This is a genomic window from Methanoregula sp. UBA64, assembly GCF_002502735.1.
Classification (GTDB): domain Archaea; phylum Halobacteriota; class Methanomicrobia; order Methanomicrobiales; family Methanospirillaceae; genus Methanoregula.
On record NZ_DAQC01000002.1, the window covers coordinates 22389 to 48009 of the forward strand.

The 25621-nt window shown below is 56.3% G+C and carries 25 protein-coding genes; 6 read left to right on the forward strand and 19 right to left on the reverse strand.

Annotated features, from left to right (window positions below; translation table 11 throughout):
* Positions 1–2 precede the first annotated feature (2 nt).
* Genes mtrC through mtrE form a run of 3 tightly spaced genes read right to left on the reverse strand, consistent with a single transcriptional unit; the run spans position 3 to position 2611 of the window.
* Positions 3–854 (reverse strand): tetrahydromethanopterin S-methyltransferase subunit MtrC, encoded by an 852-nt coding sequence (gene mtrC, locus BP758_RS06840; RefSeq protein ID WP_292370054.1) that lies wholly within the window; start codon positions 852–854, stop codon positions 3–5.
* A gap of 10 nt (positions 855–864) precedes the next feature.
* A complete protein-coding gene (gene mtrD / locus BP758_RS06845; RefSeq protein ID WP_292370057.1) occupies positions 865–1710 on the reverse strand; it encodes a tetrahydromethanopterin S-methyltransferase subunit D in 846 nt (281 codons plus the stop codon).
* A gap of 4 nt (positions 1711–1714) precedes the next feature.
* The gene (gene mtrE / locus BP758_RS06850) at positions 1715–2611 is read right to left on the reverse strand and encodes a tetrahydromethanopterin S-methyltransferase subunit E (RefSeq protein WP_292370058.1); all 897 of its coding nucleotides are present in this window, start codon (positions 2609–2611) and stop codon (positions 1715–1717) included.
* A gap of 348 nt (positions 2612–2959) precedes the next feature.
* On the opposite strand from mtrE, the gene BP758_RS06855 reads away from it, so the two are divergent.
* Entirely contained in the window at positions 2960–3478 is a 519-nt protein-coding gene (locus BP758_RS06855) for a GNAT family N-acetyltransferase (protein ID WP_292370060.1), read from the forward strand.
* Positions 3479–3583: 105 nt separating this feature from the next.
* Here the strand turns inward: BP758_RS06855 and BP758_RS06860 are convergent, their stop codons facing one another.
* The 3 genes from BP758_RS06860 to BP758_RS06870 form a co-directional block, all read right to left on the reverse strand.
* Positions 3584–4087: a hypothetical protein gene (locus tag BP758_RS06860; protein ID WP_292370061.1), complete on the reverse strand. Its 504-nt coding sequence runs from the start codon at positions 4085–4087 to the stop codon at positions 3584–3586.
* 269 nt (positions 4088–4356) lie between these two features.
* Positions 4357–5196, reverse strand: a complete 840-nt coding sequence (locus BP758_RS06865; protein WP_292370063.1) for a zinc finger Ran-binding domain-containing protein — start codon at positions 5194–5196, stop codon at positions 4357–4359.
* A 705-nt stretch (positions 5197–5901) separates the two neighbouring features.
* Positions 5902–6090 (reverse strand): hypothetical protein, encoded by a 189-nt coding sequence (locus BP758_RS06870; protein ID WP_292370065.1) that lies wholly within the window; start codon positions 6088–6090, stop codon positions 5902–5904.
* Positions 6091–6183: 93 nt separating this feature from the next.
* On the opposite strand from BP758_RS06870, the gene BP758_RS06875 reads away from it, so the two are divergent.
* Both BP758_RS06875 and BP758_RS06880 read left to right on the forward strand, forming a co-directional pair.
* Positions 6184–7110: a Fic family protein gene (locus BP758_RS06875; protein ID WP_292370066.1), complete on the forward strand. Its 927-nt coding sequence runs from the start codon at positions 6184–6186 to the stop codon at positions 7108–7110.
* Positions 7111–7380: 270 nt separating this feature from the next.
* The gene (locus BP758_RS06880; protein WP_292370068.1) at positions 7381–7767 is read left to right on the forward strand and encodes a VOC family protein; all 387 of its coding nucleotides are present in this window, start codon (positions 7381–7383) and stop codon (positions 7765–7767) included.
* A 131-nt stretch (positions 7768–7898) separates the two neighbouring features.
* Here BP758_RS06880 and BP758_RS06885 read toward each other — a convergent pair whose 3' ends face one another.
* Complete coding sequence (locus BP758_RS06885) at positions 7899–8090, reverse strand: hypothetical protein (protein WP_292370070.1); 192 nt, start codon at positions 8088–8090, stop codon at positions 7899–7901.
* Between the two features lie 144 nt (positions 8091–8234).
* On the opposite strand from BP758_RS06885, the gene BP758_RS06890 reads away from it, so the two are divergent.
* Complete coding sequence (locus BP758_RS06890; RefSeq protein WP_292370072.1) at positions 8235–8825, forward strand: antibiotic biosynthesis monooxygenase; 591 nt, start codon at positions 8235–8237, stop codon at positions 8823–8825.
* Between the two features lie 108 nt (positions 8826–8933).
* The gene (locus tag BP758_RS06895; RefSeq protein ID WP_292370074.1) at positions 8934–10229 is read left to right on the forward strand and encodes a cache domain-containing protein; all 1296 of its coding nucleotides are present in this window, start codon (positions 8934–8936) and stop codon (positions 10227–10229) included.
* Positions 10230–10256: 27 nt separating this feature from the next.
* On the opposite strand, the gene BP758_RS06900 is transcribed toward BP758_RS06895, so the two are convergent.
* From BP758_RS06900 to BP758_RS06915, 4 genes are all read right to left on the reverse strand, one after another.
* Entirely contained in the window at positions 10257–11744 is a 1488-nt protein-coding gene (locus tag BP758_RS06900) for an MFS transporter (protein ID WP_292370076.1), read from the reverse strand.
* Positions 11745–11801: 57 nt separating this feature from the next.
* Complete coding sequence (locus BP758_RS06905; protein WP_292370077.1) at positions 11802–13859, reverse strand: M13 family metallopeptidase; 2058 nt, start codon at positions 13857–13859, stop codon at positions 11802–11804.
* A 485-nt stretch (positions 13860–14344) separates the two neighbouring features.
* Positions 14345–15508, reverse strand: coding sequence for a TIGR04083 family peptide-modifying radical SAM enzyme (locus BP758_RS06910; RefSeq protein WP_292370079.1), 1164 nt, complete (start codon positions 15506–15508; stop codon positions 14345–14347).
* Positions 15509–15644: 136 nt separating this feature from the next.
* Complete coding sequence (locus BP758_RS06915) at positions 15645–15860, reverse strand: hypothetical protein (protein WP_292370081.1); 216 nt, start codon at positions 15858–15860, stop codon at positions 15645–15647.
* Positions 15861–15994: 134 nt separating this feature from the next.
* Here BP758_RS06915 and BP758_RS06920 point away from each other — a divergent pair, with 134 nt between their 5' ends.
* A complete protein-coding gene (locus BP758_RS06920; RefSeq protein ID WP_292370083.1) occupies positions 15995–16843 on the forward strand; it encodes an MBL fold metallo-hydrolase in 849 nt (282 codons plus the stop codon).
* A gap of 10 nt (positions 16844–16853) precedes the next feature.
* Here BP758_RS06920 and BP758_RS06925 read toward each other — a convergent pair whose 3' ends face one another.
* The 8 genes from BP758_RS06925 to BP758_RS06960 form a co-directional block, all read right to left on the reverse strand.
* Positions 16854–17810 carry a radical SAM protein gene (locus BP758_RS06925; protein WP_292370085.1) on the reverse strand — a complete coding sequence of 319 codons (957 nt, stop codon included), beginning with the start codon at positions 17808–17810 and terminating at the stop codon, positions 16854–16856.
* 255 nt (positions 17811–18065) lie between these two features.
* Positions 18066–19754 (reverse strand): coenzyme-B sulfoethylthiotransferase subunit alpha, encoded by a 1689-nt coding sequence (gene mcrA, locus BP758_RS06930; protein WP_292370087.1) that lies wholly within the window; start codon positions 19752–19754, stop codon positions 18066–18068.
* A 5-nt stretch (positions 19755–19759) separates the two neighbouring features.
* Entirely contained in the window at positions 19760–20524 is a 765-nt protein-coding gene (gene mcrG / locus BP758_RS06935) for a coenzyme-B sulfoethylthiotransferase subunit gamma (protein WP_292370089.1), read from the reverse strand.
* Positions 20525–20531: 7 nt separating this feature from the next.
* The gene (mcrC, locus tag BP758_RS06940) at positions 20532–21167 is read right to left on the reverse strand and encodes a methyl-coenzyme M reductase I operon protein C (protein ID WP_292370091.1); all 636 of its coding nucleotides are present in this window, start codon (positions 21165–21167) and stop codon (positions 20532–20534) included.
* A 3-nt stretch (positions 21168–21170) separates the two neighbouring features.
* Positions 21171–21641 (reverse strand): methyl-coenzyme M reductase operon protein D, encoded by a 471-nt coding sequence (gene mcrD, locus BP758_RS06945; RefSeq protein WP_292370093.1) that lies wholly within the window; start codon positions 21639–21641, stop codon positions 21171–21173.
* Between the two features lie 15 nt (positions 21642–21656).
* The gene (mcrB, locus tag BP758_RS06950) at positions 21657–22970 is read right to left on the reverse strand and encodes a coenzyme-B sulfoethylthiotransferase subunit beta (RefSeq protein ID WP_292370095.1); all 1314 of its coding nucleotides are present in this window, start codon (positions 22968–22970) and stop codon (positions 21657–21659) included.
* A gap of 388 nt (positions 22971–23358) precedes the next feature.
* Positions 23359–23817, reverse strand: a complete 459-nt coding sequence (locus tag BP758_RS06955) for a hydrogenase iron-sulfur subunit (RefSeq protein ID WP_292370097.1) — start codon at positions 23815–23817, stop codon at positions 23359–23361.
* On the reverse strand, positions 23818–25621 hold a 1804-nt coding region (locus tag BP758_RS06960), incomplete at its 5' end, for a CoB--CoM heterodisulfide reductase iron-sulfur subunit A family protein (RefSeq protein ID WP_292370099.1).

Genomic DNA, 25621 nt, shown 5'->3' on the forward strand with positions numbered 1-25621 from the left:
GATTAGTGTCCCTCCACATCAGGAATCGGTTTCGCGTCGAGCCATGCAAATGCGTCGCGCTTCGAGAGCTTGATGTACTCGCAGTAGGTGTATACCCAGCCGATCAGTGCAATGAGGAGCGAGATGATGGCCGCTCCGGCGCTGATGAGGGCAAACGACATGACTGCTGCTACGATCATGCTTAAGAATCCGCACTCAGCGGTGAGCATGAGCATGCGGTCCTGTTTCCAGCCGGGGCCGAGGCACGCGTTGAACGGGTGCTGGACGGCGATGGAACCGAGCAGGAATGCTACTGCCACAAGGCCGCCGCCAATGAAGGAGACCTGGTAGCTGGGCATAGTGATCATGCCAAAGAGCGTGATGGAGCCGGTGGTAAGTCCCGTGAACGTGAAGCTGCCGGTGATTAAGACTGCAAAGCCCATGAGGGTGAGTGCACCGACGACTGCCAGTTCGGTAAGGGACTGGATCATGACCGGGATCTTCATGTTGAGGACCTCGTTTGCGAGGTACCCGAGAATGAGACCGATCACGGCTGCAAGGACGAGCGCAACGATGGGTGCTGCAATGCCGAACTTTGTTGCAAGGAGCATTGCAATGACACCGGAACCGAACGCGATCATACCTGCTGACGGGACACCGGTACCGATACCGTAGCTGCAGAGCACCTTGATGGTGTTGCTGCCCCAGATGAGGGCTGCGACAACGGCAAGGCCGCCGAAGAACGAGAACAGCCCGGTGTTGGTGACCACATTGAGATAAGAGAGGTACAGGCACACGATCGTAGCGACAAGGCCACCGATCATAATCTTGGTGTGCGGAATGCCTCCTTCGATTACTTCAACTTTTACGGACATTTCAGCACCTCTAGAGCACCACGATAAGGATCGCAACAAGTCCGCAGAGTGCAGATGCAACTGCCGATGCTACGACCGACCGGGGCCACCGCTTGAACTTGGGGTCGTGCGGGCCCTCGATGGTTCCCGTAATGTTGTACGCCGTAAGCACTGCGTTCACGAGGAACAGGCCGATTGCGAACATGCCTGCTGTGGCAATGGCGATCGGGAGAACCAGGTCTGCAGATGCGTTCATGACGGTGGGGAGCGTTGCCTTGTAGAGGCCGAGGAGCTCGATGTAGATGAGCGTACCGCCGGCACCACCAAGGATACCGCCGATGACACCGCCGACAAACGAGACGAACGGCAGGCCGTGGCCTTCCGTTCCCTGCGACTTGTACTCAGGCTGGCTGTCCCCGGTGATCGGGTCCTTTAAGACCTTGCCTGAGGCTGCGGGGATACCCATGCCAAAGACGTAGACGAAGTTGACCATCATACAGGTGACGGCCATCATCAGGCCGCCGCCGATACCGCCGGTGATTACCGCGATAAGGAGTCCCTGGTCTGCGGCCCATGCGCCGCCGAAGAGACCGGCAAGACCTGCACCTGCTGCGAGCATGGCGACACCGGTAGCGATACCGGGTGCTTGGCCCATTGCAGCGGGAGCGCCGCCGACCGGCACGAAGTGGACACCGAACCCGATGAGCACACCGCCGACGATGATGCCGATGAGGACCATGAGCACCATGATGCGTGAGTCAACCGGGACGATTACATAACAGACCCCGACAAGGATCAGGAGCAGGACAAGACCGACGACCATGGCGGCCGGGTTAAAGATCTTTCCTGACTGGGGTTTAGCTGCTACTGCGGTCATAACGTTAGGCCTCCTTTGCGGGTGCCGTGTACGGACCGTAGTTCTTGCGTGCCCAGACTTCCATGTACCTGTCGATGATCGTGAAGACGAGGATGATTAAGATACCGACAATGATCGCACCCCAGCCGGCGCCGACCTTCTCGAAGAGAATGGTACGCCAGAGTTCAAGGAATACGATAAGGCCAAAGCACAGGCCCGATGCGGGTCCGCCGAACTTTGCGGTGAAGTACCCGTTGTCGATGGAGTTGCGCTCGCCGGCTTCAGCATACCGGACAATGTTGCCTGATGCTGAGATCGGTACGCCTGCGCCGAACTTCTGGTTCTGGTACTGGCGTTCCTTGCCATAGAACGGGTTGCCGGTGGCAGACCCTGCAGCTCCGAGTGCGATTCCCCAGATGAACCCGAGCAGCGGCAGCGGGAACGGATGTCCCAGAGCGGCGTTGATCAGGTAACAGATGGTGACAGTACAGAAAATTGCTACAAAAGCATGAGCCATGGCGACGGTGGTCATGGACTTTAAGATGTCCACGTAGACCGGCTGGCCGAACTTCGCGAGACTTGCGGTTCTGCCCAGGTATGCTGTTGTTGAATAGATACCCTGAACAAAGACGGCAAGCAACGAGCCCAGGATAATTGCGAGGACCGCGTTAACATGCATGGCGAGAAACGCCCATGCAAGTCCTGCGCCAAGAGCACACCACAGTGCGTATGCCGGGGGTTCGCCTGCAACCGCCTTGTTGAATATGCGGTGCACGAAACCCATCTGCGGTGCGAGCTGAACCTGTGAGTTCGGGTCTCCCTGCGACCCGATGTTGGATTCAGTATCTTCCGCGGAACCGGCTACGGTGGCAAGAGCTCCTGCCAGTGCAGTAATTCCTATGCCAAATACTATTTGTTCCATTTAGCCTCCTCCCTGCGTGCGAATGCACGAGAGTATTCAAAATGCAATGCCACGCACATCGAGTTAAAACTCTTTGTGGTTATGGTAAAATTAGTGAGATCTTGATTAAAAGGTTTCGAAATCATATTCGGAAAAACAGGGTATTTAAAGCCCGAATTATTAAACCGGGTCTCTTGGTGGATTTTCCGGGCATATAGACTTGCGTTAATGAAAAATAGGTTGCGTTTGGGGCAAGCGGAGTTGTGTTTTCCGGGTAAGGGCCGGTCCGGTGCGGGCGGTGTCGTCATCCGGTCAGGAGATCTGTGAAGGTATTTTTGCAGATACTGCCGAACAGGATCCGGGAAGAGGATGTCAGACAATTCCATGATATCCCGGGACGGCTCCGGTCCCGGGCCGGTTGTTTCACCGGCCGGCGCGCCGGAGATCGCGGTGCTTGCCCGGTTCCACCGGCTGATGTTTGAGGAAATCTGGGCAGAGCGGGGTTTTCCCGTTGTTGAAGAGAGCATGCGGGCCGTTGAGGAGCAGTATATACAGAAGCTCCGCGAGGGTTTCTCTGACGGGAGCTGCCGTGCCTGGGTGGTAAAAAAGGACGGCCGCGTGGTCTCGGGCGGGGCGGTGAGCATCGCGGCCTATGTGCCGGTGCCGTTCGATCCGTCCTTGCGGATCGGGTTTGTCCACAGTATCTATACCGAAAAGGACGAGCGCCACCGGGGCCATGCCGGCCGGATCGTGCGGGCGGCAACGGCGTTCTGCAAAGATGCAGGGATCCACCGGGTGTACCTGTTTGCGAGCGCGGACGGGAAGCCGGTGTACGAGAAAGAGGGGTTTAGCGCTGTGGAGAACACGATGCTTGCTGTTCTTAGATAGTATGGGCCGGGTGCGATCATTCTTAGAATGTCAGAATAAGACCGGGACTAAAAAAAAAGAGGGAGTCCCCCCGCTCTTTTTTAGGCCAGCCGGTCTTCCTGCGCCTTAAGCGAGTGCGATAACGCTGTCGGCCCAGTTCTCGACCCGGATCCGAATGCTCTCGTTCTCGTACGACGAGAGCGTGATCTGGCGGCGGGCGATGTTGACGTAGTAGGTCTCGCCGCCGGGGTCGTGGCAGCGGAGCGTTGCAGAGAAGTTGTCTGCGTCCGGAGTGCGGACCGGGGTTCCTTTGTGGGCGGCGGTGTTTGCCAGATTAGCGAGCAGGGCAACGATACCGTCGTTGAATCCCGAGACGGTGTTGTAGGTCTCCGAGGTAACGCCAACGGTCTTTGCGGTGCTGTCCCGGTAGGCAATCCGTGCCGTGTAGCTTTCGCGGATCTTTTTTATGGGTGCCTGGTGTCCGCTCCGTGTCATGTACGAGGAGCAGCCGAACGGGTTGTTCACGATGACGGACTGGACGATTGCATTAAAGACGCCGATGTCCGGGATGGGCCCGGCCAGCATCCGGATGGCACATTTGACGCTGTGGTTCTGTTCGAAGTTTGCCATGGTTTTTTCACCTCCTTTTTTTGGTTCTTTTCTTCCTGTTTGTCTCGGGCGCCCTTTGACACGAAATTATGAGCAGTCTTAACATATATGCTTGCGAAAGGTTTTGGATCCGGGGCAGGAATGAGGCTGGTTTGAGGATCCGGGCGGGGAGCGTTGCGGATACAGTGAAAGGGAGGGGGATTGGGAAGATAAAGCAAAAGAGAAAATGGCTTTCGTTGAAAGCGGGGACAATTCAAAATAATAAATGACTACTTAACCGCAATTACGGTTCAAGCCGCAAAATAATTTATTATCTGCCAGATTGCTGGAGAAACAAGAGCGATATAGATTCCTCCATAAAATGCCAAGTCTAATAAGAAGTCATTCGGGTTAGACCAAAGCAAATAATTAACAAAATCGAAGGGATTGAATGGTGGTGCCAAACAGCATGCAATGAGACTTCCAATGAATAAACCAAGAACAAGGAAAAATAACGATAAAAATCCTATTTCTAGGCTCCACCATAATTCTGGGTTTAAGCCATATTTAGCAAAAATTAGGACTGCGTAATGTCCAATTAGAAAAATTTCAAAGAACCATATAGAAAAAATTAGAAACCAAGAGATAATTTTTTGTTTGTTAATATGTTGATTTTTCATCAAAAGCAGAAAAGATCCGGGAATTGCGAGATAAAAGAGAAGACTGGGAAAAAGTGTAATCCCATTCTTATCCGGAAATCCAATAAACACCACAATCCCTAAAATTAATGTAATATTGAATATTAGATAAACAAAGAACTCCCCAGATATTTTTTTGGCAATTTGTTGTTTTGGATTATCATATAGTGACGAGGAATACAATGTTATAATTAGGACAATTATAATCGCAGAAGCGGCAGTTATTCGAATTGCTTGAAAATAGATTAATGGAATATTTACTGAATTTAAATCCTCTAAATAATCGACTCCTTTTATAAATCCAATGAAAACAGCGATAATTGAAAATAACTTTAGGATATGATCTTGTAAATGAAAAGTTTCATGATTAATATTCTGGATTGATTGATTACATCTTTCACAAACGTCATCTCGGTCAAAATTCTCTTTTCCGCAGGCGGTACAAATTTTCATGTTTCTTGCTCTTATTTGGAGGTTGATTTTAAGTTAATTATTCGATAGATCGCTCTAGCTGAATAAAAATATTCTTTATCTTTGCATTTTTTTTGGGAGGTATCTTTCAGTTCTTCTTCGTAATCGGTTCTCATGAGTGCCTTACCCACACACCCCCACATGTGGGGGAGGGTACCCCCCACTTGAAAAATAGAAGGTAGGGGGGGTGGGGGGCACCCCCCTCCCCCCAGTGTCCGCAAATCGCAACCTCTTTTGCATGACCGCGACCTGTGTTTCGCGTGGAATTGTCGTCGAAGATTGGAAAAATGTGGATTTTTTGGAAAATCCGGATTGCCTGGTTTTTTTCTTTGAAGGGGGGGAGGGTGCCCCCGGTTTTTCCGGAAGAGGGGTGGGGGGGTGGCCCCCACCCCCTCCCCCTTGTTGCTTCGCGTACACCCGGTTTCGATTGCTGTTTTCCAGCGATTTTTTTTTGGAAATGTCCAGAACCTTTTTGTGGTGCCGCATCAACCAATCTGTAAACATCTGTAAATTTTACAAAAATTTACAGGTATTTGGCGATACAGACCGTTTGGGTGCAAGATGAAAAAACCTCATAAGCCGCCGGAACTTGAAAAATTATTCGCAGATAATAATCTGTTTAGTGAGTACGAGGCTCTATTTCTAAAGGCATCTCAAAACAGCGAAGAAAAAAAAGTAATCCATCAATTAACTCACACGTTCAACGAGATAGAATATATCCATTGGGATGATCTTCGCCGTAAAGAGATAAGCTATGACCCTCTCCTTTTCTGGTATTTCCTCAAAGTAACTCGTGAACGCAAGTATCACAAAATCCATATCGGTGAAGAAACTTTCCTCTTCTACATCCCGGAAAACTTCTCCAAGCAGCTCCATCTCATCGACAAGGCATCTCCCGCATCCTTTGACTGGCTGTTCGGGGAATCCCCAAGCGAGGCAAACAAGCAGCAGTATCTTGTCAATTCCCTCATGGAAGAGGCCATCGCATCCAGCCAGCTTGAAGGCGCTGCCACCACCCGGCCGGCAGCAAAGAAGATCCTTCGTGAGAAAAGAAAACCCAAAAACACCTCCGAGCGGATGATCGTCAATAATTACCAGACGATCCGCCGGCTCAAGGAATTGCGGGACAGACCGCTCTCCCGGGAACTCATACTAGATATTCATCACGAGATCACGAAAGGAACGCTGGAGAGCGAGACCGACGAATCCGCCTTCCGTACAACGGACGATATCGTGGTTGGCAGCAAGGCAGATCCCACCCAGATCTACCATTACCCGCCGGATGCTGTAAAAATTCCGGCAATGATCGACGATCTTATCGCATTTGCAAACAGCGATGAGGAGTTCATCCATCCAATTGTAAAAGCCATCATCATTCATTTCCTGATCGGGTATATCCACCCGTTTAACGACGGCAACGGAAGGACTGCACGGGCGCTCTTCTATTGGTTCGCTCTCAAGCACCACTACGATCTGCTGGAGTATATCTCGATCTCACGGATCTTCGTCCACGCCCCGGCCCAGTACTCTCGGGCATACCTGCTGACAGAGTCCGACAGCAACGACATGACCTATTTTATCGATTTTAATATCCGGATCATCAGCCGCGCACTGGATGACTTAAAACAATACATCCTCCATAAAAAAGACGAGGAATCTGCCTCCCTCTGGCTTGTCGAACAGATCCCCGATCTCTCGTTCAGGCAGGCGGAGATCTTACGGGATTTTATCCGGCACCCAACGCGATATTACGCCACAAGCGAGATTGCTGGAAAATACAAGGTATCTTTACCGACGGCAAGGGCCGATCTGATTCTTCTTGAAGAGAAAGGAAAAATCAGGAAGTATCTTGACGGAAAACGGCAGGTCTTCATGTTACGGGGCGAGGGAAAGTAAGCATAATTGTGTATAACCCTGCGTTACAAAACCTGCATTCCGACGCTCAATCTCTTCTCATTGCAATTTTCACCGCGCTTCAAACGGCCCCGGTTTTATAATCCGGTTCGAGGGACTTCCTAGGTGTCCTCCGGCGATCTCCCCCTTTAACGTACACCTCTATACGGTTTATAGCGGTTCCCGCACCGTTTTATCGCCCGTTCCCGCCCGCCCGTTTGCCCGCTTGTCCCGACCGTTGCACTCATTACCTCCGGCTTCCCACACCTTTTCATGGCAAACCTCTCGCACTTCATGATCCCGGCCGACGACGTGGCCCGGGCCCGGCGGTTCTATGCCGCCCTCCTTGGCTGGAAGATCGAGCCGACCGCTGCTCCCGAGACCATGGGACTTGGCGCGATGCAGTACCATGAGATAACCACCGGCCCGGTGGAGCCCGGTTCCCTCAACCACGGGGGATTGTACAAGCGGCACGAAAAGGAACCGATCCTCGACTTCGTCCAGGTCGGGGACATCGAAGGCGTTGTCTCGAAAGTGGAGATGCTCGGCGGAAAGGTCATGATGCCCGTCTCCGAGATCCCCGGCGTCGGGCTCACCGCCATGATCCTCGACACCGAGAACAACCTTGTCGGCCTCTGGTCGCCCGAAGGCCACGAATAACCGGGCCGCAAAGGCGATTTTGTTCCGGCAGCCGTGCCGGGCCGGCAGTCAGCGGGCATCCGGCCCGCCGGCTCTTTTTTCGAACAAAACGGGATGCCAGTCCGGCAAAAAAGAAGGCGTACCGGGATTGTTTAGTTCATCTTCCCGAGCGTAGGCTGGGAGAAGTAATCGTCCAGTCGTTTCGAGAGATCGTCGAGCATCACCGTGTGCCGGGTAAGGCGTTCGTCTTCGGTTGCCGGCGGGCGGCGTGCGCCCGGGACTTTTTGCAGCATTGCCATATCCCGGCCGTCCATGGGCCGGTAGAGAGTTGCGGCGGATTCCATCTCATTGCACCTAAGCACTATTGTGTGTAAGATCGATATATGTATTCTTATCTTTAAACTATAGAGAATACGGAGTCCGGGCGCGATCCGCCCCGATAGTATCGGCAGGTTTATGCAGGGACTGCCAAAATATCCCGCATACAGGTGAGAAGACTGGCAGCACCCTCAGACGAACCGATCACCGTAGTGCGGGTCCACTACGTAAAGGCAGGCTGCGAGGCGCAGTTCGAAGCCGAGCTCAAAAAATACATGGCAGCATTTACCGCCCTCCCCGCAAATCTCGGGATCACGATCTTCCGGCCCGGGCCGTACCAGGACGGCGTGTACCGGATCGTATACAAGTTCGCCTCGCAGGCAGAACTCGACCGCTGGCACGCCACCCCCGCCTATCACGCGTGGATAACAAGCGAACAGCAGCTCGCAATCGCCCCGCCCCGCACCGAAACCCTCTCGGGCCTGGAGACCTGGTTTACCCTCCCCGGGCAGCAGACCGTCCTTACCCCGCCGACAAGGGCCCGGCAGGCGCTCGTCACCTGGATCGCCGCCCTCCCGGTCTCGATTGTCATCTCGATCCTCACCGGGCCGTTCCTCGACAACGAACCGTTCCTCGTCCAGAAGGTCGTCTTCATCACGCTTCTCGTGGTCATCCTTACCTGGGCCGTGATGCCGCTTGCCACCCGGATCTTCTTCCGGTTCCTGTACCCCGGCGAGTCCGGCTCCCCCGTGACAGAGTAAGGCAGGAACCCCAGGGGGGGAAAAAACCGATGTGGTTATTGGGAAAGATAGCCCACCCATGAGCACCATGAAACAAACGGCCCGGGTACTCCTGTGCGGGCTCCTGTTATGCCTCGTTCTCCTCGGAACCGGCTGTACGCAGCAGCAGCCCGGTACTTCCCCGCAGGGCGCGGCCATTGCCCCGCAGGCAGCCGCCACCACCAATGGCTCGTTCGCTTTGTCGACAGCGCAGCCGCCTATGTAACGGCCCATGGCAAAGAAAAAGCCCTTGCCGAATTCAACAGCAGGAACGGCTCGTTCTTTACCGGCGAGCTCTACATCTATGCCTACGATTTCAACGGCACCACCCTTGCCCACCCGGTCAACCCCGAAGCGGTAGGAAAGGTGCGTGAGGGCGCAAACGGCGTCTTTGTCACCGAGTTTGCAGATGTCGTCAAAAACGGGAGCGGGTACTACCCGCTCGTGTACGTGAATCCCGCCCACAACGAGACCCTTGAGACCAAGCTGTGCTATGGCGTAAAGATCGACGATGACTGGTGGCTTGGCTCCGGAATCTACACCGGGCCCGTAGAGCCTGCCGTTACCGCATCGGCAGACGAACCTTCCACCACGCAGGATCTCAAAAGCTTCGTAGACGGTGCCGCAGCATATGCACAAAAGAACGGCAGGGGAGCCGCACTCTCTGCCTTCTCCAATAAAAACGGCCCGTTCGTTACCGGGAACGTGTACATCTACGCGCTGGACTATACGGGCCGCGCCCTCGCCCTGCCCTACCAGCCGCAGCTGGTCGGTACCAGCTTCTCCGACATCAGGGATACCGCCGGCCGGTACTACACCCGGACCGAGATCGCGCTCGCGAAGAGCGGCGGCGGGTACCTCCTGTACCAGTACCCGGACCCGTCCGACAACTTCACCGTGAAATACAAGGTCAGCTACGTGCGCCCGGTGGACGACTCCTACTGGATCGGTGCGGGGGTGTACACCCGCGACGACCTGCTGGTAAACGCCACCCTCCGGCAGTTCGTGGCCGATGCAAAATCCTTTGCCCGGATGAACGGAAAAGACCGGGCCCTTGCGGAGTTCAACAACCAGAACGGCTCGTTTACCCGGGGCGATCTCTACGTCTTTGCCTATGATTACAACGGTACCGTGCTCGCCTGGCCGTACCAGCCCGGCCAGATCGGGACAAACCGGATCAATGCCACCGACCCGATGGGATCGCACCACGTGCAGGCCATGCTCGCCGGCGCCCGGAACGGGACCGCGCTGGTGGATTATTACACGGTAAACCCGGCCACCAACACCACGGAGCTCAAGATCAGTTACGTCACGGACGTGGACGGCACCTGGATGCTCGGCGCCGGCCGGTACATGGAGCCCGGCCCGGTGGTTATCCGGGCATAATACCTTTTTTAAAAAACAGATCCGGGGTTAGTTCCCGTTCCGGTGCAGGGCATTTGCATCTTCCGCATAGTCCGGGTGGATCTCGTCCTTTAGGGCGAAGCTGATGATCAGGAGCGCAAAGCCCAGCACGAGCGAGAGAAGGAACGCGATATCAAAGCCCGCCGAGAGCACCTCCATCTTAATATCCGCCGGGGAGCTGTAGGTCACCGCATAGCGGTTTGCAATGCCCGTGATCCCGACAATGAGGATCAGGTTGAAGATCGCGATCCCGATAGGCATCGGTGCGGTCCGTTCGAGGCTGGTGAGGCTCGAGATCATCCCGGCTTTTGCCTTTGCAACCGACATCATGATCAGCGTTGTTGCCGGGGTTACGATTAAGCCCAGGCCAAAGCCGATGAGCGCAAGGGCAATGACCACGAAACCCGTTGCGGTGTGCACAAAGAGCTTGGTCATCATGAAATAGCCGCAGATCAGCGGCACGCAGGCGATGATACAGAGCCGGCGGGATCCGAGCCGGTTGTATGCCGCCCCGGCGATCAGGCCCGCCACCATCATGGCAAACGAGAGCGCGGTCATGATCAGGCCGGCGTTCGACGTTGAATAGCTGTGCACGTATTCGAGGTAGAACGGCAGCAGGTAGCTGATCCCCGAGAAGCTGAAGAAGACTAAAAAGAGCAGCAGGTTGGCGAGGAAGAAGTTCCTGCTCTTAAAGAGCCGGAGGTCGAGGAGCGGGTCGGCATGAACCAGCTCCTGCCGGACAAAGAGGCCAAGGGCGACAATGGCAAGGGCCGCTGCCCCGAGGATGACGGGAGAGGTCCAGTGCAGCGCCTCGCCTTCTGCCACGGTAAAGACAAGCGATGCAAGGCCCACGAAGACGAGGGCCGCCCCGGCCTTGTCGAGCCCGGTGCCGGTGGCGGGTTTTGGCTGCGATGCCGGGATCACTTTCGCGCCGAGAAGGATCGCAACGATCCCGACCGGCACGTTGATGAAGAAGATCCAGTGCCAGGAGAGGTACTGGGTCAGGATGCCGCCGATCGTCGGGCCGATTGCCGTCCCGAGCGCGGCAAAGAGCATGATGATGCTCATCGCCTTCCCTTTGAGGGTGAGCGGGATATAGGCCGCGATCATGGCAGCCGCCACCGACAGGAGCATGGCAGCGCCGATGGCCTGGAAGACTCGCGAAGCCACGAGCGAGGGAAAGCCGAGGATAAGTTCGGGCAGGACTCCGCAGAAGAACGATCCGAGGGTAAAGATGGCAAACCCGGCAAGGAAGATCTTTTTGTACCCGATAGTATCCGAGATTTTTCCGAAGACGAGCACGCAGCCCACCATCACGAGCAGGTACGAGGTCGTGACCCAGCTCACCGTAGTCGTGGAGAGGTTAAACGATTCGCTGATGGCCGGCAGTGCGATGTTGACGATCGTGCCGTCGAGGCTCGACATGAAGGTTGCAAGCGAGATGGAAAGGATGAGCAGGGTATATCCCTTGACGTTCGGCCCGTTCGGAATTTCCATCTGTTGGAGTTGTAAATACTGGTAAAAGAGAGTTGCGGATAATTCCCGCCTAAAAAGTTACCAGATGACCGGGCGCTCGCTTGCGTTCCGGTACAGGGCATCGCCCGGCGTAACCTCAGGGAAGGCGTCGTAGAACTCCGGGATATTAAAGACAACGCCGTCTACCCGGTATTTGTTGTCCGAATGGGGATCGGTATACACCCAGGTGCGCCGGGCATCGTCCCGTGCATTCTCCCTCCACGTCTGCGCAGCCGAGAAGAAGAACTCCCGGTCTGCGGTATGGTTGGATGCCGCTATCCCTGTGGTCTGGTTTCCTGTCTCCTTCCATGCATGGTAGGAGAGCGTCAGGCCGCCGAAATCCGCGATATTTTCTCCCAGCGTGAGGTTGCCGTTACTATAGAGCCCGGGGAGGACCTCGAAGGTGTTGTACTCGGTTACGAGCAGGCTGGTGCGGTTGTTGAAGTTTGCCGCATCCTCTGCCGTCCACCAGTCTTTGAGATTCCCGTCCTTGTCGTACTGCCGGCCCTGATCGTCAAAGCCGTGTGTCATCTCGTGGCCGATCACCCAGCCGATAGCCCCGTAATTGTGTGCAGCGTCTGCATTAGGGTCAAAGAACGGCGGCTGGAGGATCGCTGTCGGGAAGACGATCTCGTTGGTGGTCGGGTTATAATAGGCGTTTATCGTCTGCGGGGACATGTACCAGACGTTCGGGTCGACAGGTCTTCCGATCCGGGACAGGCCCGAGGGTCCGTAGATAAGGTTGTACGCCTGGACGGAACGGACATTCTTCACATAGGAATCCGACAGGTTGAGTCCCGCATAATCCATCCAGGTGTCGGGATACCCGATCTTCTGCCGCATTGCCGCCAGTTTTTCATGGGCCGCAGCTTTCGTGGAATTGCCCATCCACGTCAGGTTGGTAATCCGCTCGTCGAGGGTCTGCCGGAGGGAGACAACCATGGCCGATACCATCTCGCGTGTCCGGGGGTCCACGTATGCCGCCACGTACGCCTTGCCCACGGCATCGCTCAAGAGATCGCTCTCCGTTGTCTCGACGCGTTTCCACCGGGGTTTCATCTCTTCCACGCCATTGAGCGTGGTGCTGTAGAACGCGAAGTTCTCCGCCTCAAAGGAGGTGCTGAGGTACGGGGATGCGCTGTTGATCAGGTGGTACTTCAGGTAGACCTTCCAGTCTTCAAGGGGAGCGGTTTCAAGGAGGGTATTGAGCTCTTTTACGTACCGCGGCTGGTGGATATTGATCCGGCTCACCGGCCCGGACCCGGGGAGGGATGCAAGCTGATCCCACCCGATGGCGGGATACTGCTGTTCCAGTTCGGCCGGAGTATAGAGGTTGGTGGTAGTTGCAGGATCGCGGTTCTCCTCGGTACTGAAGTGGGATGCGGCAAGGGTCTTTTCCAGGGAATAGACGGTATCTGCATCAGCCGCAGCCTTAGCTTTTGTCTCTCCCGAGAGTTCGAAGACCCGGGCAATGTGCTGCCGGTACGCGTTCTGGATCTCCACGCTCTGGTTGTCCGTTCTCAGGTAATAGTCCCGGTCAGGCATCCCAAGCCCGCCCTGTTCGAGGCCCGGGACCATCTCGCTGCTGTTTTTGGGATTGTTCTCTGCCCAGTAAGAGTATACCGGGCTGTCCCCGTGTGCGAGGAGCGTGATCGTGGCATTGGTCAGATCGCTTCGCGAGTTGATCGCGTCGATCATTGTAAGATCGGCGGAGAGCCCGGTGAGGCCTTCCTTATCGATCGTTCTATTATCCATGCCCGACCGGTAGAACTGGCCTATGAGAGTGATGTTCCGGTCAGTATTCCCGGGTGTTGTGTTTGACGCGTTTACCAGGAGGGCATGGAGATCATCGTCTACGGTGTCACCCAGCGCGGAGAATGTCGAGTAACTTTTTTTGTCGGCCGGAATCGGGTGCGTTTCCAGCCATGCATCGTTTACATAGGCGTAAAAATCGTCGCCCGGCCGGACGGACAGGTTCAGGACAAACCCGGCATCCGGTGCCGGTGTTGAGGCAGCCGGCGTAACCCCTGCGGGGCTTGTACACCCGGCAGAGAGGAGACAGAAGATCGCGATCAGGATCAGTACCACGCGTTTCACAATGCATACGTGTCTTTTTTACCGGTGAATAAGGGTATGGCCGCGCCGGCTCCCTCCCGTTTTACCCGCCCCGGTCGAACGCCGGCACCGGAACCTGCCGGCGCGTTTTTTGCATTCCTCCCGTGAAAATATCCCTAATACGGGCCCGGATTGTCATTCCGGGAAGAAAGCGTATATCCCGGTACCAAGAGATCACTGATATGTGGCAATAGTACCACAACCACTGCAAAGGAAGTGATTACTACGTCGAAAAAGAACAACAAGGTCGCAGGGAAGGCCGCTGTTGCAAACGACAAGTCTGCCGCCAAAGATGCAAAGAAGAGTGCATAAGCACCGGTCCCTTCATTACCTGCCCCGCAGTCTCCCGGCACCAGGCGTTTCCTGACGGGAAGAACGGGAATATGCAAAGTAACTCATGAAAATACCATGCCGGAACCGTGCCTGCCGGACCGGCAGCCGGTTCCCGGACTGTTTTTACCGTTCCCTTACCCCTGCATCGCCATTTTGCGCATCAGCGCCATCACGCCGGGTTTTGGCGGTTTTCTGGGGGCAGCAGGCATCCCGAATCCCATGTCCATGGGCGGTTCGGCAAACATCTCTTCATCCAGCCGGCTGCCGATCTCCTCGAAGATCCGCTTGTATGCAACGCAGTGCGGATCGACCCCTTCGATCCGGCCCGGCGTCGGTGCCATGGCATTGTACGGGCACCCTCCCCGGCAGTAGCGGATGTGTCTGCACTTCCCGCACGCCGTATCAACGTAGTCCTTGAAGGCAAGCATCAGTTTTCCCGCCGGCGAGGCCATCAGGTCGTCCAGCGACGGGTGGTCCGCGACATTCCCCATCACGTACTCCGGCATCCCGACAAACCGGTAGCAGGGGTAGATGCTCCCGTCGGGCCCGATCGCAAACGTGCTTCCCATGCAGTCCACGTACGTGCAGACGCTCCCGTGCCGGGTAAAGACGCACCGGCACAGGTCGCTGATGTTCATGATCTCGATCTTGTCCATGTGTTCGAGCGCTTGGTCGAGGAGGTAGACCAGCAGTTCCCCGTACTCCGCCGGTTCGAGCGCCCATTCCTTCGGGTTCTCCGAACGCAGGGAGGGAAGCGCCGGGTGGAGCTTCAGCACGAAGCCCTCGTCGAGGAAGAACCGGACGATCTCCTCCTTTCTCTTCACCGACTTGTTCGTGAACGTGCAGATGAACCGGACGGATAGGCCGTGGTCCCGGGCGATTTTGTAGCCCTGCATCGTCTTTTTGAAGTACCCGTCGCCCCTTTGAGAATCCGTGATCTCCTCCGGCCCGTCGATGCTCGACCCGAGGGGCACGTGGTATGCGGCGAGCGCCTCCGCTATCTCCGGGGTCATCCGCCAGAGGTTGGTCTGCATGGCAAAATCGGGGCGCATCCGGGCGCAGCCTTCAGAAAGGAGCGGGAGGGCCTGCCGGTAGAAGTCCGCCCCGGCAAGGAGCGGTTCGCCGCCGTGGAAGGTAAAGGTCACCCGTTCGCGGTCGACCCCGTTGAGCCACTGTACGATATCCCGGACCGTGTCCACGCTCATGACCGGCGATCCCTCTTCCGAGCTCCAGCAGTACTTGCATTTCGACGGGCAGCCCAGCGTCGGGATGATCATGACGTGGAAGGGGTTTTTCATTACAGTTTTTCTCTTCCGTCAGGGCATAAGGATTTTCATCAACGGATAGCCGTCAAGTGTGAAGAGAAACGGCCGGTTTTCTTCTTTGCCCCCCGACCGGTTATCGTACGGGGGCCGGCAGGGATAAAAAAAGAAGTTAGTGGCAGCGCGGACCGTGCCCGCAGGCGTGAGGCTTCTTGAGATCCTCTTCCGACTGGCAACAGCAGGTAGTGCCAAATTTTAAGGGGGACGTGCAGGCTTCCCGGTGGCTGATCCCGGCTTCGTGTTCAACATGCTTCTCGCCGCAGGCGCAGGTGTGCTCGTCGATGCATCCCCGCCGTGCTGCTGGTTTGCTGGTTACTGGTTCTGTCATGGTATCACGCTCGTATTTTAGTATAATTACTCATATGCGCATAAATCATTTAAACTGTTGCACCCTGACATACCCCTGCCGGCTGCTTTCCCCGTAACGAAAAGGCTAATTCCCCTTTCGCCTGATATTTCACCATGACCTCCCGGCTCTCCCTTACGGTCCTTGTCGATAATACCGCCCTCACGGATCGCGACTTCATGGGCGAACCCGGGCTCTCGTTTTTTATCGAAACCGCCGGAAAGAAGATCCTCTTCGATACCGGGTTGTCGGGGCTCTTTTTTACCAATGCGGAGAAGATGGGAATCGACCTCTGTGACCTGGACTGCCTCATCCTCTCGCACGGGCATAGCGATCACACCGGGGGGCTTCCCGTACTCGCCCGGAACCTTACCGGTGCAACGGAAGGAAAAGCGCCCCGGCGGCCCTGCCTTGTCGCCCATCCCCGCTGCTTCTGGCCAAAAGCAAAAGATGGCGAAAAGAACGGTTCGCCGATGAGCGAAGAGGAGGCAGGCCGGCAGTTCCCGACCAGCCTTTCCGAAAAACCGGTCTGGATCACGGACGATCTTGTGTTCCTCGGGGAGATCCCGCGGAGATTTGCATTCGAAAAGGGCGATCCGGGGAAGCGGACGATCCACACTCCCGGCGGGAACACAGAACCGGATTACCTTGTCGATGACACCGCTCTTGCATTCCGCTCAGGTACGGGGCTTGTCATCATCACCGGATGCTCGCATGCCGGGATCTGCAATATAACCGAATATGCCCGGGAGGTCTGCGGGGAGAACCGGGTTTCGGATATTATCGGCGGGCTGCACCTTCTTTCTCCCACGCCAAAACAGCTCGCAAAGACGGGGAAATACCTAAACCGCCTCCATCTGGATGCGCTGCATGCCTGCCATTGCACATCGCTGCCGGCAAAACTCGCCCTTGCTGCCTATTGTCCCCTGCAGGAGACCGGCGTGGGGATGAGGATTGAATGGTAAGATCCCGTTGTTAGCCCTTCCGGGCCGGCAGTTCCGGGACGATTGCATAGAAGACGCCCCGTTCCATCCGGTGCGATGATATTTTCCCGTCCCGCTCAAAAGAACCGAGGATCTCTGTCACCTCGTCCCCGGAAAGCCCGGTCACCCGGACAAGGTCTTCCACGGTAGCGGGACGCCGGCAGAGCATGGCATACATCAGGTCTGCGGCAGCCGTCCGCCCCATCACGCCCGGTGAGACCGGCGGGGTCGTACCGGCGATTCCTATTCCCGTGGTGCCGAGAACCGTTCGCACCCGTTCGAGTTCGCTGGCGGATGCTGCCCGGACCCAGGTGTCCGCCGGCGGCCGGTCGAGGGTGTTGAGCTGGATATAATCGGGCCGGATACGGCCGATTGCTGCCTTGAGCCCGGCCAGTTCTTCGTCCGTGGTATTCAGGCCGGGGATAATGAAAAGTTCGAGCCAGAGCTGCCCGGTATAGCGTTTCCGGAAGCTGACCATCCCGTCGATGATATCCGCTATCTTCAGGGACGGGTCCGGGTGGTGGATGCGTTCGAAGGTCTGCTGCGAGACCGAGGAGAGGGTCGGGATCACCCGGTCGGCGGGCAAAAGCTCGTCCTGTACGGCCGTGTCCGAAAGCAGGCTCCCGTTCGTGAGCACGCTTACGGTATATTCCGGGAATTCCCGTTTGATCGCGGCAATGACAGGGCCCAGGGCAAGCGAGAGGGTCGGTTCCCCGGAGCCGGCAAAGGTGATCGAATCGAGCGCCGGCCGTGTGGAGAGCACCCTGCGGAGCTCTGCCATCACCACCCCTGCCGGGACGAACTCCTGACGGGCCAGCGTCATTTCCGTGGTGTGGCCGCACTCGCAGTAGGCACAATCATAGGAGCATACCTTGAACGGGACGAGGTCAACGCCCAGGGAAAGGCCCAGCCGGCGCGAAAGCACCGGGCCAAAGATATGTCGCTGCATCACAACTCCCGATCGTTTCCCTGCCGGGGGTATTTGCCCCCGATCCTTTTTAGATCCAGATAGGCTGACAGGGTTTGAATGGCTTGTGCTCCGGGAACCGATCCGCTGCACGGCAGTCTTACAAAAAGATGCCCGGATCGCAAACTCACACCCTAATCCAAAAAAAAATACCGCCCGGCTGTTTTCAGGTCTTTCCTGGAACGCCGGAGCGGGAGAAAAAAAGAAAAAAAATTTGGTTTGGGGACGTTGCCGTGCTTACCTTGCGGGGATGATGAGCGAGCGCTCGCCAGCGGGCATGAACTCGCGGATTGCACCCTTTGCGAACTCGCGGCGGGGTTCGGCAAAGTCGAACTTGAGCGACGGGTCAGCGAACGTGATCTTGATCAGCGGGGACAGGACCCATGCATCCTGGCGGCCGTAGTGGGCTGCGGATGCAATGGCTGCGTACTCTCCCTGGTGACCGACGTTCATTGCGTAGTTCGGGTAGTTCGGGCCACGGAGCTCACCGACACAGCCCTCGTCGGGCCGGACAGAGAGTGAGTTTGCGGAACCGCACTGGTCCTGCAGGTCGTAGCCGAAGAAGCCGAGACGTGACCAGCCTTCCTTGTGGGCGAGCATGGACATGTACCATCCGTTCAGGCCGGCGTTGGAGTTTGCCGTGGCCAGAGAGGTGGAGATACCGGATGCTGCTGCAAGGACGGATGCACGCTGGGAACCGCCGAAGTGGTCCTCGAGCGTGGTCGGGAACTGTTCGTACTGCTCCATACCGTAGAGGGTAACCTCGGTTGCAATATCGTTGACGACTTCCTGGGTAGCCTTTGCCTTTGCAATGCCGCCGTGCTTGGACTTGATATAGTCAAGACCATAGTAGCAGAAGTCATCGAGGATGTTGTCGGTGTATGCAGCGGTTGCATACTGGGTGAATCCGACACCGCCGGACATGTAGCTGCCCAGCCAGATCTGGTCGAAGAGCATCGTACCGCCGCCGACCACTTCAAGGGATGCCTTGACGGGGTCGTTCGGGTACTTGCGGTCTGCCTGGATCATATCGCCGAAGTGACCGAACTTGATGCCACCGGGCTCGTTCGGGCCACGTGCACGGCGAGCCGGCAGGATGTCACCCATCTGGATAACACCGGCGTGCTTTGCCGCAAACGACAGGTCAGCGACTGCTGCTTCACCGGCGCACATGCGGTACGCGGCGATGAAGGACATACCGATCTGCATGGCGGACCACCGGGAGGTCGTTCCACCATCGCAGGTCCTGCTGACGGTTGTCGGGATGTGGACAGCCTGCCACATGGACTTGCCGACTGCTGCCTTGAGGGCTGCTGCCTGCTTTGCCGGGAAGAGCTTGTCGAGGTTTAAGACGAACTGGGGTTCGAGGTCGTCTGCCATCTCGTCGTCACCGGTAAAGACCTTGACGTAGCAGTCATCGACGAGTGCCGGGTGGGTCTCGACCATGTGTTCCTGGACGACTGCGCCGCCGGGCATTGCATGGTTAAGGACGTGGAGGTACTCGTTGATGGTCTCAGGGGTAACCTCCTTCCCCAGACGCTTCTGGAGGGTGTTGTGGGCGAGGTCGAGGCCGACGATGATCGTCCGGCGGATGTCGTCCCACATCTGCTGCATTGCAGCGTTGTTGACGAAGTGGAGGTCATCACCTTCAACGAAGACACCGGTGCCGCTGACTTCGTAGGTCATCAGCTGGCGCTGACCGAGCGGGATACCGCCAAGGTGGCAGCGCTTGGGGTCGTACATTGAGATGCCGCGCTCCATTGCGACTTTCTGGCCTTCCTTTAAGAATTCCATCTTCCTGGGGGACTGTTCGAGACCCTTGCGGCCGAATACGGTGTTGGTTGCGGTCGGGTCTTCTGCGAACTTCTCCTTCATTGCCTTCAGGAAGAGTTTCTGGGATCTCTCGATTTTTGCTTTTCCTGCCATCGTAATCACTCCTTCGGCATGAAGCCGTACTTGGTCCTCAGCGAGTGGATGCGCTGGATGTACTCGACATACTCTGCATCCTCACGGAAGCCGGTACCGACGAGCGAGTGGTACATGACGGTGTGTCCCTTGAGCCACTTCTCATCCATCGGCTTGCCGATCTTGACTTCTGCGTCGAGGGGCTCACCGATCTGGTTCTTGACATACTTTACAACGCCTGCCTTCTTGTCGAGGACACAGCGCTGGAGCATATCGAACATCATACCGTTCTCGTCGAGACGGAGGGAGTGTCCGTGCACGGTTGCACCGCGGATACCTGTGCGGGCCGGGTCAAAGAGCTCGGTTCCGACAAGTTCCTTTGCGTACTTCTCGAGATCTCTCTCACGGCACTCGATAATCTGACGGCCGGAAAGTGTACCCGGGTCGATCCCGCGGTATCTGTACATCTCGAGCCAGGACCGGACATACGGCTGGCAGGGTGCGTTGTACATCGAGTCAGCGAACTGGATGTAACGGACACGGTCGCCGGCCTTTGCGCCGTCGGTCGGGGTGACGATCTTGCGGATCGGGCAGGCTGGTTCCTGCTGCTCTGCAAGGGGCGGGTGTGCTGTGGGGTATGCCGAGCCGGGGGCACGGTGTCCCATAATCAGTACAATATCCTTATCGGTAACATCGCGGAGCTTCTCCAGCTTGTGGGATGGGTCAAGCTGCTTGCGCCGGTTCTGGGCGACAACGGTGGAGCCCGGACAATACTGTGGTTTGTATGCCATTGTTAAATCACTCCAATGATTCCTTCTTTTTGATCAGTCTCATAACCGCCGAAATGACTTCTGCCATTTTCTCGCGTGTGGGGGTCTGGCCGCGGGTCACGCCGCTGACGATCTCCATGACCGTACCTTTGGTACGGATCTGGTCCGCCGGCGGCATCACGTACGCGGTCTTCACACCCTCTTTTGCGAGATCCTCGTAATCGATCGGTGACTGGGAAACTACGATCGCCTTCACGTTGCATGCGGTAAGGATGAACCTTACTTTATGCACCACATGGGAACGGACATTCCCGTGGTGGAGGATGGCGACCTTGTGTTTTTCGATCTGCACGATCTCTTTTTCGGTAAGCCCGAAGTAGGCGCCAAGGGCGGATCCCGCGATTTTCGGGGCATCCGGCGGGACGCCGCTTCCCGCGTTGAGTACGAGCGTACTGATGCTGTACTCCACACCCTGCTGTCGCAGTCCTGACGTAATGTCACAGACTGGCTTCGTGACATGGCGGCGTCCCGGCGACATCCCGACAACAATAACGTCGGGGTACCGGCACTCGGAGATGGTACCGCGCTGGGCGATACCCCCTCCTTTTCCCATGCCCATTGCCTCGCGGCAGTCGACTACCTGGGTTACACGTCCGATCGGCATGATTTACTTGATTCCCTGGATGATTACCGGGCCTGAACGGCTCTTTGGATCCGAGAGACCTAAGATGTCCCTGTCGGCGTTTGGTCCGTATTTTGCATAGTCCACCAGAGACGGTGAGGTCTTCATGAACTTGCCTTCCTGCAGACGACAGGTGAATTCTGTGATACTCTCTTCGCACGCGGCTTTCAGTGCAGGAATAACCTCGCGGTTCTCCAGCTCCAGCAGGATGGTCCCCACATGGACCTGTAATTCAAGCTCCTCGGTACCGACGCAGATGGTGTCTCTCATCGTATGAGGATTGGCAACACCTTTTGCCGGGCCGTAGGGCACGACGGCGGGCAGACGCGGGCCGTTTAAGACCATGCGCCGGATTCCGCCGGCTTTTAACAGGTTGTTGAGGAGCCGTTCCACTGTATCAGGGTTCATCAGGCGTTCTGTGACAACCCTGCACTGCGGGAACGTGGCTTCAGTCATTGGTATCAGTCGGGTTTAGACACCCTTTGCAATGGTCTGGATCGGGTGCTTGAATGCCTCGATCTGCCCGAATGTGTCCTGGTAAACCTTACTGGTTCCTTCAGGGCTGAACATCTGGGTACCTGCATCAAGTGCGCAGGCTGCTACGATACAGGGGATACCAACACCGGCTGCGTGACGGGTAACAACGTGGTTACCGTTGAAGACACCGGGGCCGCCGCCACCGTAGATCGAGTGGCTGAAGAACGAGAACCCGACTGCCACACCCATTGCGCGGCCGAAGTCGGAACCGGGCAGGCCGGTCTCGTGCTCGAGCAGGTCGTTGAAGTAGAGCAGGGTTGCAGATACTGCCTGGGCGAACCGTCCAGCACCACAGTTGACCATGGTTGCTGCAAGGGTACCGGCAGATGCATATGCGTTCCACATCATCGGGTCCTTGGTCTCGTAGAAGATATAGCCGCTCTTGCCCTTCTTGCCTGCCTTGATGACCTTGTCCTCAATGGCACGCTCGACAAGGCTCTGGACGACAGTACCGACCGTGCCGGTCTTGCCGTTCTTCTTGACGAGGTCGTAGACGATGTTGTTCGCGTTAAGACCCTGGTATGCGTAGAGAAGGAGCTGTGCACGCTCGAACGGGCCGATTGCTGCGCCCATTTCGAACTCACCGGCCTGTTCAAAGGTCGCTGCGAGTGCTGCACCCTGCATTGCATTCCGGTGGGTCATCATGACCGCGTGGTTTGCCTGGATGTTACGGAGAGCGTACCCGAGACCTTCGTTGTTCTGCGGGATGGACAGGATCGAGACGACATTGCCGCCCTGCATGTCCATGGTCTGCGGGTAGGTACCCCAGACTGCGCCCTTGACGTATGCGCCGTCGAACATACCAATCTTGTACTGTTCGAGGAGTGCATAGGTGGTGGCTGCTGCAATGCTCGTGGTGGTTACATCGTAGGTTGCTGCTGCCCTGATACGGGCAGACGGAACCTCGACGAGGAGCATCTTGCCGCCGGCGACCTTGGTGATCTTGGTGTCGTCGCCATCGGTAACCTGGATCATTTCCTTGATCTTGGCTGCGATTGCGTCGGCATCCTTGACACAGCTGCAGCTGAGGCTGCGGCCGAGGATCTGGTTGGACTTGCCGCCCATCTTACCGGTCTTGAGTGCTTCCTCGATGCCGCCAAGGTTGACTGCTGCAGTCCTCTTGGTGAGATCGATGAGCTCAAGGGAACCCTTGTTGGACAGCGGGCTGATCTTGTCCAGCGTGACATTGCTCTTTAAGAGCTTCCCCTCATCATCGTAGAGGTCGATTGAATCCTTGTATTTTGCCATGTTCTTTCCTCCGAAATTTGGATTTAAGCGATACAGTACTGGAACTGAACGATGGTAGTTACTAACAGAAACACTGGTTATGAGTGAAAGTCGCTATTGCACGTCCCCTAGATCGGGACATTGATTAATTCCCAATTTCCCCTTATAAGCGTTCCGATTTTATACCGGAAATTATTTTTATAAAACATCGTGGATATTATGGAAAAGAGAAGATACGTTCAAATATTACATAATGGGCGGGTTTTAATTTTATACGCAGTACTACCCGGAGAACCCAAAGTAATACTGAATCTGATTACTTGTTAAAAAATCTTCTATTTTTCAATGCGCTTTTTCCTAAAAAAAGGGTCTGACAGGATCCCTGGCAAAAGGATCCTCATTTGAGGGTTTATTTCTGGTTTTCCGTGATTGGGCTCGGGCCCAGTTCGTTGATGGTCTTTACGACATCGGTAATGACTTTTCCCCACTTTGCACCTTCCGATGCAGAGACAAAAGTCATACGGAACCGGCGGTCGTCGAGGCCGATGCTCTTCATGAGTCTCTTGACCATGAACATTCTCTTTGCAGCCTTGAAGTTGCCTTCAAGGTAGTGGCAGTCACCGAAGTGGCAGCCGGAGATAAGCACGCCATCGGCCCCATCGGCGAATGCCTTGAGGACGAAGAGTGAATCGAACCGGCCGGTACACATGACACGGATGATCCTGACATCTGGCGGGTACTGGATACGGCCGCCGCCGGCAAGATCTGCTCCTGCATAGGAACACCAGTTGCAGACCATGCCGAGGATCTTGGGCTGCCAGAATCCGGGCCCGCGTTTCGGGATTGGGAAATCTCCAGGTGCAGACATTTACTGCTCACCTCCGAGCAGGAACGCATCGATCTGAGCAACGATCTGCGGGGTTGCAAAGTGCTGCATCCAGATCGCTCCGCCGGGGCAGAAGCCACCGCAGGTACCGCAGCCTTTGCACTTGGCTTCGGTGACCTGCATGACCGTCCGCCCGTTCTTCTCGACAAGCGAGAGGGCGCTGTACGGGCAGAGGTTGACACACATGCCGCAGCCTGCGCATTTGTCTTCGAGACACATGGCAAAGTACGGTTCGAGTTCGACTTCACCCATGTGGATCGGGATACTGGCCGCAGATGCCGCACCTTCTGCCTGTGCTACCGTGTCAGGGATATCCTTTGGTCCCTGGCAGACACCGGCAAGGAATACACCGGCAGTGGTGGTTCCGCAGGGGTTGAGCTTCGGGTGGGCTTCCAGCAGCCAGCCGTCCATGGAGCAGGAGACGCCGAAGAGTTTCCTCGTCCGGTTGGTGTCTTCCTTGGGCTGGATTGCCGCTGCGAGGACAACGAGATCGACTTCCATGTCGATCGGGCGGTCGAGCAGGGTGTCGTCTGCATATACGTGCAGGTTCTTCGTCTTGGGGTCCTCGAGGATGTTTGCCACACGGCCGCGGATGAACTTCGCGCCCTCGTCCTGGATACGGTAGTAGAACTCTTCGTACATCTTACCGAACGACCGGATATCCATGTAGAAGATGTAGGGTATGCACCCGGGGATCTTCTCCGTGATCTGGTGGGCGTGTTTCAGCGAGTACATGCAGCAGAACCGTGAACAGTACGGCTTGCCGACACCGGTGTTGTCCCTGGATCCTGCGCAGAGCACGAATGCAACGCGCATCGGGGTCTGTCCATCGCTCGGGCGAACCAGGTGGCCGCCGGTCGGGCCGGATGCACAGATAAGCCGCTCGAATTCAAGGCTCGTGATGACGTTCTCGTACCGCTTGTATCCCCATTCCTCTTTCTTCTCGATGGGGAAGATATCGTACCCGGTAGCGAGGATGACCGTCCCGACTTTGAGCTTGACAAATTCGTCTTTCATCTCGAGGTCGATTGCACGCTTCTCGGGACCGCATGCAGTCACGCAGAGGCCGCACTTGACACAGGCGGAAAAATCGATCGTGTAGATAAGGGGAACGACCTGTGGGTGGTTGATGTAGATGGCCTTTCTCGGCTTCATCCCGATCTCAAACTCGTTGGGCTTGACAACCGGGCAGACTGCATCGCAGTCCCCGCAACCATTACAGCCGCCGCCGACAATGCCCTTTGCTGCGGCTTCTTTCGGGGTCATTACGCCGCGGGCCTTCTTCCTGACGGTAACCTCGAAGTTGCCGATGTACCCTTCCACCTCGTGGACCTCTGACCAGGTCATGAGCTCGATCTTCTCGCTTCTGCCCACGTCCACCATCTTTGGTGTCAGGATACACTGCGAGCAGTCGAGTGTCGGGAAGGTCTTGTCGAGCTGGGACATGCGTCCGCCAATGCTCATGTCGGACTCGATGAGGTAGGTCTTGATGCCTGCTGCTGCAAGGTCAAGGGCTGCCTGCATGCCGCCGACACCTGCACCGACGACCATTGCGGTCGGTTCCACGGGCACGGACTTCGGGTACAGGTCCTGGAGGAGTGCAGCCTTTGCGACTGCGATCCGGACTGCATCCTTTGCCTTCTCGGTCGATCCTTCGCGGTCGTGCATGTGCACCCATGAGTTCTGCGCACGGATATTTGCCATTTCGAACCTGAACGGATTCAGGCCGCCTTCCTTTGTTGCCGTCCTGAAGGTCGGTTCGTGGAGACGGGGGGGACACGACGTA

What these genes read in the sequence shown, in the direction of transcription:
- BP758_RS06955 (WP_292370097.1), bottom strand. Translation starts at nt 23,817, where the DNA reads ATGTCTGCACCTGGAGATTTCCCAATCCCGAAACGCGGGCCCGGATTC.
- mcrC (WP_292370091.1), bottom strand. Translation starts at nt 21,167, where the DNA reads ATGCCGATCGGACGTGTAACCCAGGTAGTCGACTGCCGCGAGGCAATG.
- mtrE (WP_292370058.1), bottom strand. Translation starts at nt 2,611, where the DNA reads ATGGAACAAATAGTATTTGGCATAGGAATTACTGCACTGGCAGGAGCT.
- mtrC (WP_292370054.1), bottom strand. Translation starts at nt 854, where the DNA reads ATGTCCGTAAAAGTTGAAGTAATCGAAGGAGGCATTCCGCACACCAAG.
- BP758_RS06885 (WP_292370070.1), bottom strand. Translation starts at nt 8,090, where the DNA reads ATGGAATCCGCCGCAACTCTCTACCGGCCCATGGACGGCCGGGATATG.
- BP758_RS06875 (WP_292370066.1), top strand. Translation starts at nt 6,184, where the DNA reads ATGGAAGAGGCCATCGCATCCAGCCAGCTTGAAGGCGCTGCCACCACC.
- mtrD (WP_292370057.1), bottom strand. Translation starts at nt 1,710, where the DNA reads ATGACCGCAGTAGCAGCTAAACCCCAGTCAGGAAAGATCTTTAACCCG.
- BP758_RS06870 (WP_292370065.1), bottom strand. Translation starts at nt 6,090, where the DNA reads ATGGAGCTGCTTGGAGAAGTTTTCCGGGATGTAGAAGAGGAAAGTTTC.
- BP758_RS06920 (WP_292370083.1), top strand. Translation starts at nt 15,995, where the DNA reads ATGACCTCCCGGCTCTCCCTTACGGTCCTTGTCGATAATACCGCCCTC.
- mcrA (WP_292370087.1), bottom strand. Translation starts at nt 19,754, where the DNA reads ATGGCAGGAAAAGCAAAAATCGAGAGATCCCAGAAACTCTTCCTGAAG.
- BP758_RS06915 (WP_292370081.1), bottom strand. Translation starts at nt 15,860, where the DNA reads ATGACAGAACCAGTAACCAGCAAACCAGCAGCACGGCGGGGATGCATC.
- BP758_RS06910 (WP_292370079.1), bottom strand. Translation starts at nt 15,508, where the DNA reads ATGAAAAACCCCTTCCACGTCATGATCATCCCGACGCTGGGCTGCCCG.
- BP758_RS06880 (WP_292370068.1), top strand. Translation starts at nt 7,381, where the DNA reads ATGGCAAACCTCTCGCACTTCATGATCCCGGCCGACGACGTGGCCCGG.
- mcrD (WP_292370093.1), bottom strand. Translation starts at nt 21,641, where the DNA reads ATGACTGAAGCCACGTTCCCGCAGTGCAGGGTTGTCACAGAACGCCTG.
- BP758_RS06855 (WP_292370060.1), top strand. Translation starts at nt 2,960, where the DNA reads ATGTCAGACAATTCCATGATATCCCGGGACGGCTCCGGTCCCGGGCCG.
- mcrG (WP_292370089.1), bottom strand. Translation starts at nt 20,524, where the DNA reads ATGGCATACAAACCACAGTATTGTCCGGGCTCCACCGTTGTCGCCCAG.
- BP758_RS06925 (WP_292370085.1), bottom strand. Translation starts at nt 17,810, where the DNA reads ATGCAGCGACATATCTTTGGCCCGGTGCTTTCGCGCCGGCTGGGCCTT.
- BP758_RS06895 (WP_292370074.1), top strand. Translation starts at nt 8,934, where the DNA reads ATGCCTCGTTCTCCTCGGAACCGGCTGTACGCAGCAGCAGCCCGGTAC.
- BP758_RS06865 (WP_292370063.1), bottom strand. Translation starts at nt 5,196, where the DNA reads ATGAAAATTTGTACCGCCTGCGGAAAAGAGAATTTTGACCGAGATGAC.
- mcrB (WP_292370095.1), bottom strand. Translation starts at nt 22,970, where the DNA reads ATGGCAAAATACAAGGATTCAATCGACCTCTACGATGATGAGGGGAAG.
- BP758_RS06900 (WP_292370076.1), bottom strand. Translation starts at nt 11,744, where the DNA reads ATGGAAATTCCGAACGGGCCGAACGTCAAGGGATATACCCTGCTCATC.
- BP758_RS06860 (WP_292370061.1), bottom strand. Translation starts at nt 4,087, where the DNA reads ATGGCAAACTTCGAACAGAACCACAGCGTCAAATGTGCCATCCGGATG.